At 74.7% G+C, this 12,448-nt stretch carries 9 protein-coding genes; 5 read left to right on the top strand and 4 right to left on the bottom strand.

The window, feature by feature from the left end:
* The first annotated feature begins 456 nt into the window (after positions 1-456).
* The 3 genes from QUY26_RS23550 to QUY26_RS23540 all read left to right on the top strand — a co-directional run bounded on the left by QUY26_RS23550 (position 457) and on the right by QUY26_RS23540 (position 4,169).
* A complete protein-coding gene (locus QUY26_RS23550; RefSeq protein WP_289949874.1) occupies positions 457-2,049 on the top strand; it encodes an MFS transporter in 1,593 nt (530 codons plus the stop codon).
* Between the two features lie 109 nt (positions 2,050-2,158).
* Positions 2,159-2,572: a DUF485 domain-containing protein gene (locus QUY26_RS23545; RefSeq protein WP_289949873.1), complete on the top strand. Its 414-nt coding sequence runs from the start codon at positions 2,159-2,161 to the stop codon at positions 2,570-2,572.
* A complete protein-coding gene (locus tag QUY26_RS23540; protein WP_289949870.1) occupies positions 2,556-4,169 on the top strand; it encodes a cation acetate symporter in 1,614 nt (537 codons plus the stop codon). Before QUY26_RS23545 ends, QUY26_RS23540 begins: the two co-directional genes overlap by 17 nt.
* 104 nt (positions 4,170-4,273) lie before the next feature.
* Here QUY26_RS23540 and QUY26_RS23535 read toward each other — a convergent pair whose 3' ends face one another.
* From QUY26_RS23535 to QUY26_RS23525, 3 genes are all read right to left on the bottom strand, one after another.
* A complete protein-coding gene (locus QUY26_RS23535) occupies positions 4,274-5,227 on the bottom strand; it encodes a cellulose-binding protein (protein ID WP_436840389.1) in 954 nt (317 codons plus the stop codon).
* Between the two features lie 303 nt (positions 5,228-5,530).
* On the bottom strand, positions 5,531-8,578 hold the full coding sequence (locus QUY26_RS23530) for an SUKH-4 family immunity protein (protein WP_289949867.1): 3,048 nt from the start codon (positions 8,576-8,578) through the stop codon (positions 5,531-5,533).
* 8 nt (positions 8,579-8,586) lie between these two features.
* On the bottom strand, positions 8,587-9,576 hold the full coding sequence (locus tag QUY26_RS23525; protein ID WP_289949864.1) for an SMI1/KNR4 family protein: 990 nt from the start codon (positions 9,574-9,576) through the stop codon (positions 8,587-8,589).
* A 266-nt stretch (positions 9,577-9,842) separates the two neighbouring features.
* Here QUY26_RS23525 and QUY26_RS23520 point away from each other — a divergent pair, with 266 nt between their 5' ends.
* Together QUY26_RS23520 and QUY26_RS23515 are read left to right on the top strand one after the other, a co-directional pair.
* The gene (locus tag QUY26_RS23520; RefSeq protein ID WP_436840522.1) at positions 9,843-10,409 is read left to right on the top strand and encodes a YwqJ-related putative deaminase; all 567 of its coding nucleotides are present in this window, start codon (positions 9,843-9,845) and stop codon (positions 10,407-10,409) included.
* A gap of 83 nt (positions 10,410-10,492) precedes the next feature.
* Positions 10,493-10,981, top strand: a complete 489-nt coding sequence (locus QUY26_RS23515; RefSeq protein WP_289949861.1) for an SUKH-3 domain-containing protein — start codon at positions 10,493-10,495, stop codon at positions 10,979-10,981.
* Positions 10,982-11,047: 66 nt separating this feature from the next.
* Here QUY26_RS23515 and QUY26_RS23510 read toward each other — a convergent pair whose 3' ends face one another.
* A complete protein-coding gene (locus QUY26_RS23510; protein WP_289949859.1) occupies positions 11,048-12,391 on the bottom strand; it encodes a sensor histidine kinase in 1,344 nt (447 codons plus the stop codon).
* Between the last annotated feature and the right edge of the window lie 57 nt (positions 12,392-12,448).

Here is a 12,448-nt window from a genome sequence, read left to right as displayed (position 1 = left end):
GCGCTGTCTGCTTGCGTTGGCGCACCGTGCTTCGCCTGTCCGACCGCCCCGTCGGCCGCCGGTCGCACCACTTGCTCACGTGGATCAGTCTGGTCCGCGGGGGTGCCCCGGCGCCCTGGTGCGGAGCGCAGTCTTTTCCTGGGGAAAACCCCACCCCCGAAGCTGCGGTTCGTCTCAGTGCTGGGGGCCGTACTCCCGGCCCCGCGGCATAAAGCCAATCTAAGGACCAGGTCAGGCGCCTTCGTCCTCCGCCGGTACCAACGTTTCCCTGTCCGTAGTACGGAGATCCCCCTAGGGGTTCTCCACCCGCCGGTGGAGCGGCTCTCAGGGTCGCTCCACCTTCCCGGTGAGCGAGATCCCGTCCTACCAGCCGAGAGTCCCTCCACCCTCCCCTGAGGGCCCCGCCCGGTGAGAAAGTGACCCGAGGCAATAGGTGCAGGGGGAAGGGAACTTGGGATGCCGAGTACCGACAGGCGCGGGGCCGTCGTCGCCGCGCTCATGCTCGTCATGGCGCTCGCCGCGCTGGACGCCACCATCGTCTCCACGGCCGTCCCGCAGATCGTCGGCACCCTCGGCGGCTTCTCCGTCTTCTCCTGGCTTTTCTCCGGCTATCTGCTGGCCGCAACGGTCACCCTGCCGGTGTACGGCAAGCTCTCCGACACCTTCGGCCGCAAGCCCGTCCTGATCGCCGGCTGCGTCCTGTTCCTGCTCGGTTCGGCGCTGTGCGCGCTCGCCTGGAACATGGGCGCCCTGATCGCCTTCCGCGTCGTCCAGGGCCTCGGCGGCGGCGCCCTCCAGGGCACCGTGCAGACCCTCGCCGCCGATCTGTACCCGCTCAAGGAGCGCCCGAAGATCCAGGCCAAGCTGTCGACGGTGTGGGCCACTTCGGCGGTCGCGGGCCCCGCGGTCGGCGGCCTCATCACGGCGTACACGGACTGGCGCTGGATCTTCCTGATCAACCTGCCGGTCGGCGCGCTCGCCCTCTGGCTGATCGTGCGCCACCTGCAGGAGCCCGCCCGTACGAGCCCGGCCGCCGGGCCGCGCGGCGAGGCGTGGAAGCGGGTCGACTGGCCCGGGGCGCTCGCCGTCTTCGCCGCCGGAGGGGTGCTCCTCACCGCGCTCGTGCAGGGCGGGGTCGCCTGGGCGTGGCTGTCGGCGCCGTCGCTCGCGCTGTTCGGCACCGGTCTGCTGTGCGTGGCCGCGGTCGTCGTCATCGAGCGGCGCGCGGCCGACCCCGTGATACCCGGGTGGGTGTGGCGGCGCCGCCCCATCGCCGCCGTGAACCTGGCGCTGGGCTCGCTCGGCCTGGTGATGGTGGCGCCCACGGTCTTCCTGCCGACGTACGCCCAGTCGGTGCTCCAACTCGCGCCCGTGGCCGCCGGGTTCGTGCTCTCCGTGATGACCCTGAGCTGGCCGGTGTCCGCGGCGCTCAGCCAGCACGTCTACCGGCGCATCGGCTTCCGCAACACGGCGATGCTCGGCATCGGCGCCGCGGCCTGCGTCCTGTTCGCCTTCCCGCTGCTGCCCTACCCCGGCTCGGCCTGGCAGCCCGCCCTGCTCATGCTGCTGCTCGGCGCGGCGCTCGGCCTCTTCCAGCTCCCGCTGATCGTCGGCGTCCAGTCGACCGTCGGCTGGGCGGAGCGCGGCACGACCACCGCGTCGGTCCTGTTCTGCCGCCAGATCGGCCAGACCGTCGGCGCGGCGCTGTTCGGCGCGGTCGCCAACGGGGTGCTCAGCGCCGAGCTCGGCGGCGCGGGCTCCCTGGACTCGGTGGCGAAGTCCCTGGACGACCCGGGCTCGGTGGCGGACCCGGACCGGCTGCGGCGCGCGGTGGACGCGGCCGTCGACTCCGTGTACGTGGGTGCGGCGTGCGCGGCGGTGGTGTGTCTGCTCGTCCTGCTCTTCGTGGCACCGCGCCGGTTCCCCGTCATCCAGGAGGCACCCGCGGAGTCCGCCGCCCCCGACGAACCAGGCGCCCCTGACACTCAACTGCCGCCCCCAAAGCCCCGGTTGACCCATTCATCACCCGACGAGCCCCATACCGACTGACCAGTACGGCGAAAAGCCCGCGCACGCCCACTACCAGCAAGTAGCCTTCTCGGCCCTCACTCCCTCGCGGTCCGCACCGGACCGAAGCCGCGCTTGGAGAGGAACCGGGATGAACCACCCTCCGCACGACTCGTCCCCGTCCTACGCCACCTACCCCTGGCAGCCCGTGCCGCCGCCCGCGCCGCCACCGCCCCGCACCGCGCCCCGCCACCCCGCCCTCGGCAGCCACCGCGACCTGCGGATCCTGCGCACCGCCTACCGCAGACAGCGCCGCGTCGCCACCCTCACCGCACTCGGCTACTTCACGCTCTTCCTCGTCCTGTCCGGCTGCGCGCCGGCCCTGATGAACACCGAGGTCTCCGGCGGCCTGACGACAGGCCTGCTCCTCGGACTCGTACAACTGCCGGTGATGTGCGTCGCCATAGCGCTGTACGAGTTCACGGCGCGACGAAGGCTCGACCGGCTCGCCGCGCGCCTGCGCAAGCTGGCGGAACTGGAGGCGAACCGTGACCACCGCCGCTGACACGACCCAGAGCCTGACCCTGGTGGCGTTCACGGCCGTCGTCACGCTGACGCTGCTGCTGTGCGTGATGACGGGTCCGGACCGCGACGGGCTCGGCGAGTTCTACACCGGGTACGGCGCCCTCACGCCGCTGCGCAACGGCCTCGCCATCGCGGGCGACTACATCTCCGCCGCGTCCGTGCTCGGCACGACCGGCGTCATCGCGCTGCTCGGCTACGACGGCGTGGTCCTCGCCCTCAGCACGTCGCTCTCCCTGATGCTGCTGATGTTCCTGCTGGCCGAACCCCTCAGGAACGCGGGCAAGTTCACGATGGGGGACGTGCTCGCGCGCCGGATGCCCGGCAGGGTGGTGCGCGTGACCGCATGCGCGGCGACGCTGGCCGCGCTGCTGCCCCTCATGCTGGTCCAACTGGCGGGCGCGGGCGACCTGCTGGCGTTCGTCCTGGGTTTCTCCAGCCCCGGCCTGAAGACCGGGTGCGTGATCGCGCTCGGGGCGCTGATGATCAGCTACGCGGCGATCGGGGGCATGAAGGGCACCGCCCTCATCCAGATCCTCAAGATGGTGATCCTGCTCGGGTCGGGGACGGTGGTCGCCGTGCTGATCCTGCGGCGCTTCGACTGGGACCCCGGGGCGCTGCTCGCCGCCGCGCGCCACGGCAGCGATCTGGGCCCCGCCTACCTCCAGCCGGGGCTGCAGTTCGACGGGGGCGCGGCACCCCGCCTCGACATGATCAGCTCCGAGCTGACGGTGGTGCTCGGCGGGGCGTGCCTGCCGCACATCACCATGCGCATGTACACGGCGCGCAGCGCCCCCGAGATCAGACGCTCCCTGTCCTGGGCGGTGTCCTCGATCGCGCTGTTCGTCCTCGTCATCACGGTGATCGGATTCGGTACGACGGCGATGCTCGGGCGGGCGGCGGTCGCGGCGCACGACGCGCAGGGCAACACGGCGTATCTCCTGGGCACGCGGGCGGTGTTCGGCGCGGACGCGTCCAGTGCCGAGACCCTGCTCTTCACAACGGTCGCCACCGCCATCTTCCTGACGCTGCTCGCGTCCGTGGCCGGGATGATCCTGGCCTGCGCCAACTCCCTGGCGCACGACGTGTTCGCGGCCTGCCGCCGCGATCTGGCGCCCCGCAGGGAGATGACGCTCGCCCGCGGCTGCGCGCTCGCCGTGGGCGCCGTCGCGATCACCCTCGCCGTCCTCATCCAGGACCGCAGCCTCCAGCCGCTGGTGACCCTGTCGTTCTGCCTCGGCGCGTCCGTGCTCGCGCCCGCGCTGATCTACACCCTGTTCTGGCGCCGCTTCACCCGGGCGGGACTGCTGTGGACCCTCATCGGCGGCACGGTCGGCTGCGCCGTGCTCATGACCGGCACCAACCTGGTCTCCGGCTCCCCCAACTCCGCCTTCCCCACCCACGACTTCAACTGGTTCCCCTTCACCACCACCGGCATCGCCTCCATCCCCCTCGGCTTCCTCCTCGGCTGGCTGGGCACGATCACCTCCCGCCCCTGCGTCCAACGCGAACAACGGGCCCGGTACGAGGCGGTGGAACCGTTCATACTCGCGGGGGCCCGCGGGACGCGCGGCCGGTGAGCCCCGCCTCGGGAGCGCGTCCCACCCGCCCGCAGAGCTCGGCTGCTTCCCGGCGCCCCGGGGGAAGCGCCCGCGCGGCGGGGACGGACGGTTGCCGCCGGGGGTCAGGAGTCCGTGCCCGGGGCGGGCCCCGGCACCGTGCCGGGGTCGCCGGGGCGCGGGCCGTCCTCCTGGGCGTCCCGCCCGGTGAGCGCGGAGAGGCTGCTGCGCACATGGTCCATGTGCGCCCGCACCTCGTCCCACCGCTCCCCGTGCTCCCGCAGGATCCGCTCCGTCTCCCGCCCGATCCGCTCCTCGCGCATCCGCGCCCGCGCGAGCACGTCCGCGGCGCGCGCCTCCGCGTCCTCCTGCCCGTGCCGCGCGGCCTCCTCGGCCTCGGCCCTGGCCCGTTCGGCCTCGGCGAGGCGGGCCTCGGCGGCGGCGACGAGGGACGCCTCCCGCGCCTCGGCCTCGGCCTCCCGCTCGGCGATCTCCCGCTCGGCGGCGTCCCAGCGCTCGGCGTGCTCCTTCTCCAGGTCGGCGAGGAGCCCACTGGTGCGCTGCCGCATGTCCCGCAGCGCGGCCAGCGCCTCGCCGCGCCACTGCTTGGCGTCCGTACGGGCGGCGAGGCGCACCTCGTCCGCGGCGGCGCCGTCCGCCAGCAGCCGCTGCCGGGCCCGCTCCTCCGCCTCGCCGCACACCGAGTCGGCGTACGCCCGCGCGGCCCCTGCGAGCGCCGCCGCGCCCGCGGCGGTGGCCTCCTCGGTCTCGCGCGCCGCGGCCGCCGCCCCGTCCCGCACGGCCGCGGCCTCCTCCTCGGCCAGCGCGAGCAGGTACTGCGCGCGCTGCCCCAGCGACTCGTACGTCTGCGGAGCGAGCCGCGCGACGACCTCGCGCATGTGCGCGGCCTCCGCGTCCATCTCCTTCGCGAGGACGGTGAGGCGGGCGGCCCGCTCCCACGCCGCGTCGCGGTCCCGGGACAGGGCGTCGGCGTAGACGTCCACCTGCCCGGGACGGTAGCCGCGCCCGCGCACGGCGACGAAGCCATGAGGTGATACCGACACACCGCTGCCGCTCATCCTTGATCCCCTCTTTCGCCCACACAGACTCTCGCCGTCACGCCGACCGCGTACAACGCGATTGGCGCACATCTTGATGGATCAAGCGGAAGTGGTCATAACGCGACACTCCGCCCGCCCCATCCGGTCAAGGATGCGTCAATTGGGGTCAGAAGTCGGAATCGAGTTGTCGTTCCGCAGTGCGACGAAGCTCTGAGCGAGCCCTCCGAGCCACCCGCGTACGCGAGCGCGCACGAGCGAGGCGTCCGACCTGATGCCCAGGTCGGACGCCTCGTTCAGCTGTTTCCCAGTGCCTCGTACGGGTTACAGGAGTCCGTCCCACATCTGCTCGAGCAGCACCGACCACCAGCTCTCCGGCGAGGCGAGCGCGGCCGGGTCGAGCGCGGCGAGCTGGGTCTGGAAGTCGACGGTCCAGCGGCCCGCCTGCTCCTGGTTGAGTCCGTAGCGCAGCCGCCACATGCGGCCGAGGAGCCCGAGGCAGCGGGTGAACTCGGGCAGGCCCGTGTTCACGAACTGCGGCGGCACGGGGGCGGCGGCGGGACCCGCCTCCACCGGCACCGCCACGATGTTCGCGGTGCCGTACTGGACGCAGATCGCCCGTCCGAAGTCACTGCCCATGACCAGGTACGAACCGGCGTCCGACGCGGGCTGCACACCCCGCTCCTGCGCCATCTCGGCCAGCGTGGGCACCGGCCGCCCCGGCTGGGCCTGCGCCCAGAAGAACGGCCCGAAGTCGACCGGGAGCCCGGCCACGACGAGGGTGTGGGCCACCACGTCCGGCACGCCCTGACGGGACACCGCCCGCTGGTCGAACCGGAACACGCCGGGGCCGAACGCCCCCGCGAGCTCCTGGGCCACGCCCTCCGGCGGCACCGCGGGCGCGGGCGGCACCTGCGGCAGCGGCGCGCGCACCGGCGCGGGGCGCGCGGGACCGTCGGCGACCTGGTGCAGCTCGCCCTGGTGCGCGAGCAGTTGGTGCATGCCCTGCTGCCGCGACGCGTGGTCCTTGCCGTAGGGCGCGATCGAGGTGATGCGCGCCTGCGGCCAGGTCTCCCGGATCATCCGCGCGCAGTACGCGCCCGGCAGGTCGCAGGACTCCAGCTCGGTGTGGAGTTCGAGGACCTGGTCCGGCGGGATGTTCATGGAGCGCAGCTCGTGGAAGATCTGCCACTCCGGGTGCGGCGTCCCGGGCGCCGAGCGCCGGATGACCTGCTGCTCGGAGCCGTCGGGCGCGCGGTAGCGCAGCACGGCCTGGTAGCCGGGCCCGACGGTCGGCTGGCCGGTCGGCGGCTGGGGGTAGCCGTACGACTGGCCGGGGCCCATGCCCTGGGCGGGCGGGGGCATGCCGGGGGCGCCCGGACCACCGGGCACGCCGGGAGGCAGGGGCGCGCCGGGGGCGCCGGGCATACCGGGTGCGCCGGGAGCACCCGGCGGCATGGGCGCGCCGGGACCGCCGACGGCCGGGCCCGCGAGCATGGTGGCGGCGTGGTGGACGCCGCCGCCCGGAGCGCCGGGGGCGCCGGGCGCACCGGGGGCCTGGGGCGCACCGGGGGCTCCGGGCGGGCCGGGAGGCTGCGGGGCGCCGGGCGCACCAGGAGCACCAGGAGCACCAGGAGCACCAGGAGGCTTCAGGCCGCCACCGAGGCTCGGGTCGGCCAGCATCGTCGCGGCGTGGTGCACGCCACCGGGAGGCGTGCCGGGAGCACCGGGCGGACCGGGGGGCTGCGGTGCGCCCGGCGCACCAGGAGCACCGGGCGCACCGGGCGCACCGGGAGGCTGCGGGGCCCCGGGCGCACCAGGAGCACCCGGCGCACCCGGAGGCTTCACACCGCCACCCAGGCTCGGGTCGGCCAGCATCGTCGCCGCGTGATGCACCCCACCGGGGGGCGTACCCGGAGCACCGGGAGCACCAGGAGGCTGCGGAGCGCCGGGCGTACCGGGAGCCGCGGGCGCACCGGGAGCCGCGGGCGCACCGGGAGCCGCGGGCGCACCGGGAGCCGCGGGCGCGGCAGGCGCGCCAGGTGCACCGGGGGCGCCAGGAGTCTGTCCGTCCGGGCCGAGCGGCGACATCAGCTGCGTCGGTACGTAGCCACCCGCGGGCGCGCCCGGAGCACCGGCCCCGGCCGGCGGCGGTGTGTCCCCCGGCGCGGGAGCACCAGGAGCGGGCTGCGCGCCCGGAGGCGGCGTACTCCCGGCGGGAGCGGCAGGCGCGCCAGGGGCGCTGGGAGCCCCCGCGCCGGACGCGTCCGGCCCCTGCGGATATCCGTACGGGGGCGCGGCACCCGCTCCCGAACCGGTCGGGGGCGGCGGCATGTTGGGACCGCTCACCGCCGAACCCGCAGGAGGCGGCGGCAGGTTCGGGCCACCGGCCGGCGGACCGGCGGGCGGCGGTGGGGAACCGGCGGGGGCGTACCCCGCGGGCGGCGGCGGCACGTCGGGCCCCGTCACCGCCGCACCCGCGGGCGGCGGCAGGTGCGGACCGGCTCCCGGCGCGCCGGGCACCGGCTCGTCGAGGGCGGGCGCGATGGCCGTCTTCGGGAGCTGGCTGCCGCCGGACATCAGCGCGGTCTTGGCCTCGGGGGGCGCGGCGGGCGGCTGCTCCTCGTCGCCGTCGCCGCCGTCGAACGTCAGCGGCGGCGAGAACACCGTGGCGGGCAGCGGCACCGCCACGTCGTCGGCGTCGGTGTTGGTGTCCGTACCGGCCCACGGCGTCGCCGACGCGGGCACACCCGGCGCCGCCCCGCCGCCACCGGCCCCGGCGCCCGGCTCGTCGCCCGGCGTCCCGGCCGAGGGCCACGGCGTACCGCCGTCGGGCCCGCCAGGAGCGGGCTGCGCGGCCGCGGGACCGGGCCCGGCCATCGTCGGAAGCGGCTCGCCCTCGGACTGCCCGGAAACGCCAGGAGCACCAGCCGCCCCGGAAGCACCGGCCGCGCCCTGGGCGTCCCCGCTGCCGGAGCTGCCGGAGCGCCGGTCCGGGATCCCCAGCTTGTCCGCCGCCTCCTGGAGCCACTCCGGGGGGCTCAACAGGAACGACGTCTGGTTCAGGTCCATCCGCTGCGGGGGCTCGGGGGCCGGTTCGGGCGCCGCCTCCGGCACGCCGTACTCCTCCTCGTAGCGGCGGATCACCTCGCCCACCGGCAGCGCGGGCCACAGCGTGGCCTCGCCGCTGTCCCGGGCGATGACGAGCCGTTGGTGGCCGCCGTCCGAGCGGGGGCCACCCTCGCGGTCCTCCGCCCACACGACGAAGCCGAGCTCGAACTCCCGCACCCGCACCTCGCGGTGGCCGGGCCCGGGCACGTCACCGTTGATCCATTCCTCGGCGCGCTCCTGCGCCTGCGCGAAGGTCACCATCGGATCGCTCACTCCCCCACCGGGACGGCGCGCGCGAAGCCGCCGTCCACCATCAGGTTCGCCACGGTCTCCAGCTCGGGCGGGCTGCCCGCGAGCCGGGAGAGGAAGGCGTCGAAGTCGTCGCCGCACGGCAGCAGCAAGCGCTGCACGCGCTCGGCGGGCGTCCAGGACGGGTCCACGTCGCGCACGTCGTCGTACGCGCAGAACCACACCGAACCGATCCGGTCGCCCTTGACCTTCACGGCGAGCAGACCGCCCTGCACGAAGCCCACGCCCAGGTAGTCCTTGGTGAGGTGGTCGCGCAGGCACTTGTTGACGTACAGGATGTCGTTGATCGCGGCCTCGTCGCGGACCGTGAAGAACGGCTGGTCGATGAGGAGCCCCAGCTCCGCGTCGAGGGCCGTGCCGACCGGTGCGCAGCCGCCCGCCGCCTTCAGGAAGGAGCGGTAGGCGCCGGGCAGGCGGTAGCCGAGGTCCTCCTCGACACCCGTGATCTGGCCCTCGGTGACGGCGACGGCCGCCTTCGGCAGCGCCAGGTGCGCCGGGCGGGTCTCCTGGAGCGGGCGGGTGCCGCGCTTGTCCTGGTCGACGGGCGCCGTGGAGATGCCGCCGTGGTGCCGCAGCAGCGCCTTGACCTCGACGGGGACCAGCTCCAGGCGGCGGCCGTGCGGCGCGTGGTGCCAGGTCCAGCCGTGCGGGGTCGCGACCGCGGGGATCGTGTCCCACAGTTCGTGGCCGGAGGCGGCCAGCGCCGCGTTCGCCGAGACGTAGTCCGTGAGGCGCAGTTCGTCCACGCCGAAGCCCTCGGGCGGCTCGGCGATCTCGGCCGCGGCACGCGCGTACGGCGAGAAGTCCGGGTAACCGTCACCGTCGACCCGCACCCCTCTGGGATGGCGGGCGGCGCGGACCGGGTCCGGGAAGTGGACCACCTGCCCGGCGTAGGCCGCGTTCGGCGGCGCGGCTTGCTGCCCGAGCCGACCTGGCCGACCTTGCGTCATGGCGGATGCCCTCCTGCGGCACTGTGGGGTTCACGGACATCGACAGCCTATGCGCAAGCACGACACCGGTCACCGGGCCCCGAAACCGTGACCACCCGCCACGAGCCGGTCACCCAGAGGCGAAACCCAGGCGTGTCGTACAGCCCCAGCTTCCGCACCACGCGCCCCATTTGGCAGTCTGTTCCCGCAACGCGGGGGCGTGGCACCAGCGGCTGACACCGCGGGCACGGGGAGGGAAACACCACATGCACACGGCACCAACCGGCATGTCCAACGCGCACGGCACACCTGTCACCGACTCCGGAACCACCCGCACGGCACCCGGCCCGACCACCGGGACGACCGCCACCGCCGAGCCAGGGGACCCGCGCGTCGGCTGGAGCAGCGAGCCCGTCGGCGCCCCGGTCCTGCACCACCGCCGCGACGGCATCCTGCCCACCGTGGCCGCCGCGCTCTCGGTCCGCGGCACCACCCTCACCAGCACCCCGAGGCGCGGCGAGGACCCCCCGGACCTGCACCCGCTCGTCCAGGACTTCCTCGACACCCTCACCAGCGGCCAGCGCGAGCGCTTCACCGGACGGTGCGCGGAGGCCGTCCTCATCTCCCGGCACCTGACCACCGCCGACGCCGGCCGCTCCAAACGGGCCGCGCGCAAGCCGATGACCAACGGCGAGGCACGCAAGGCCCTCAAACACGCCAAACTCACCACCCGCCGCATCCGCGAGGACGGCGACCCCCTGCACGGCTCCTTCGCCCGCCCGTGCCGCTCCTGCACCGCCCTCACCGCACACTTCGGCGTCCGCGTCGTCGACCCGACCGCGTCCGACGCGTGACGCGGGGCGCCCACCAGCTGACGACCCCCGGTGCCCCACGCACCGGCCGCCGCCATCCGCACCCGCACCACGAGGGCCATGCCATGCACACCGACCACTCCACCCGCTTCCCCGTGCCCGTCGACGCCGCCCTGCGCGCGGCGGGCTGGGCGCCGGGCCGCTGGGACATCAAGCAGGCCGAGATCTGGGCCGACGTCCTGCGCCGCCACTCCTCACCCGCGGGCCACCAGCACGCGGTGTTCCCGGCGGCCGTGGAGGCGTGGGCGGAGTTCGGCGGGCTGCACATCACCCCGCAGGGCCCCGGCCGCCAGATAGCCCCGGCGACCCTGCACCTCGACCCGATGTACGGCCTGCACATGGCCCGCACCCTCGGTGACCTGGGGCGGGCGCTCGGCACGGAGGTCTGTCCGATCGGTGAGGAGACACAGACGCAGGCGCTGCTCGCCATGGACGCGGAGGGCCGGGTCTACAGCCTCGACCACAGCGGCGACTGGTTCCTGGGCCGCCATCTCGACCAGGCCCTGACCACGCTCGTCGCGGGCACGCAGCCGGTACGGCTCACAACGGGCTGAGCACCCCGCGGCGGCACGGGCCCGCCTGCCGTACCCGGATGAGGACCCGTACCCGTATGAGGAAGATCACTGACCGGCCGACGCCGGGAGCACCGCCGACACCTTGAAGCCGCCCGCGTCCGTCGGCCCGGAGACGAACACGCCGCCGAGCGCGGTCACCCGCTCCTTCATGCCGACCAGGCCGTTGCCGCCGCTGGGCAGCAGCACCTCGGCCGGCCCCGCCTCCGGGGGCGGGCCGTTCTCCACCTGCATGGCGATCTCGGCGGCGCGGTGCGCGAGCCGCACATAGGTCTTGGCACCCGCCGCGTGCTTGTGGACGTTCGTGAGGGCCTCCTGCACCACGCGGTACGCGGTCTCCTCCACGTCGGCCGCGTACGCCCGCGTGTCGCCCTCCACGGACAGGTCCACCGCCATGCCCGCGGCCCGCGACTGGTCCACGAGCTCGTCGAGCTCGGCCAGGCAGGGCCCCTCGGGGACATCGGGGGCGGCGGGGCCCTCGGCGGGCTCGGCGCGCGGCGCGGCCCGGTCGGCGGCCTCGCCGACGGCGGCCAGCGGGACGGGGACGGGGGCGGGCGTCGGTTTCGGCGGGGTGTCGCCCGCTCTCAGGACGCCGAGCATCTGGCGCAGTTCGGTCAGGGCCTGCCGGCCCATGTCGCCGACCAGGGCGGCGTTCTTCACGGCCTTCTCGGGGTCCTTGCGGGCGACCGCCTGCAGCGCCGCCGCGTGCACGACCATCAGGCTCACGCGGTGCGCGACGACGTCGTGCATGTCGCGGGCGATGCGGGTGCGCTCCTCGCCGCGGGCCCACTCCGCGCGCTCCTCGGCGCGCTCCGCGAGCAGTTGCAGCTCCCGCTCCAGGCTGTCGGCGCGCTCGCGCAGGGACTCCATCAGGCGGCGGCGCGCGCCCACGTACAGACCGAGGAGGACCGGCGGGGCGGTGACGCCGAGGGAGGTGCTGATGGCGATGAACGGTATGAAGCCCTCACCGATGGCCAGGTCGCCGTTGGCCATGTCCTGGTTGGTGCGCACGAACGTGACGATCAGGGTGCCCGCGAGGGACATCCCGGCGAGGGCGCCGATGATGCGGCGCGGCAGCTCGGAGGCGGCGAGGGTGTAGAGGCCGACGATGGCCATCAGGATGCCCATGCGGGCGGGCGTGATCGCGACGGAGATCAGCACGACCGCGATCGGCCAGCGGCGCCGCAGGACGAGGGCGGACCCGGCGAGCACACCGAACGTCACGCCGACCGCGACCGGGATGCCCGCGTCGTCGGCGAACTGCACGCCCTCGACGCCGCACTCGGCCGCGGACGCGAGGCCGAGGCCGACGTCCAGGGCGGCACTGCGCCGCCGCTCCCACCACCACGGCCCGGTCCTGGCCGCGGTGCCGCTTTCCCCCGTCGTGGTCATGCCTCCCAGCGTACGGGCGTCGGCGCTCCCGTATCCGGTGAGTTTCCCGCCCTGTGA

This window comes from Streptomyces flavofungini (assembly GCF_030388665.1).
Classification (GTDB): Bacteria; Actinomycetota; Actinomycetes; order Streptomycetales; family Streptomycetaceae; genus Streptomyces; species Streptomyces flavofungini_A.
This window is presented reverse-complemented; position numbering and strand designations above follow the sequence as displayed.

Bases quoted from the DNA above. Each gene is read 5' to 3' on its own strand.
- QUY26_RS23520 (WP_436840522.1), top strand. From the start codon at position 9,843: ATGTCCAACGCGCACGGCACACCTGTCACCGACTCCGGAACCACCCGC.
- QUY26_RS23525 (WP_289949864.1), bottom strand. From the start codon at position 9,576: ATGACGCAAGGTCGGCCAGGTCGGCTCGGGCAGCAAGCCGCGCCGCCG.
- QUY26_RS23545 (WP_289949873.1), top strand. From the start codon at position 2,159: ATGAACCACCCTCCGCACGACTCGTCCCCGTCCTACGCCACCTACCCC.
- QUY26_RS23515 (WP_289949861.1), top strand. From the start codon at position 10,493: ATGCACACCGACCACTCCACCCGCTTCCCCGTGCCCGTCGACGCCGCC.
- QUY26_RS23535 (WP_436840389.1), bottom strand. From the start codon at position 5,227: ATGAGCGGCAGCGGTGTGTCGGTATCACCTCATGGCTTCGTCGCCGTG.
- QUY26_RS23510 (WP_289949859.1), bottom strand. From the start codon at position 12,391: ATGACCACGACGGGGGAAAGCGGCACCGCGGCCAGGACCGGGCCGTGG.
- QUY26_RS23530 (WP_289949867.1), bottom strand. From the start codon at position 8,578: ATGGTGACCTTCGCGCAGGCGCAGGAGCGCGCCGAGGAATGGATCAAC.
- QUY26_RS23550 (WP_289949874.1), top strand. From the start codon at position 457: ATGCCGAGTACCGACAGGCGCGGGGCCGTCGTCGCCGCGCTCATGCTC.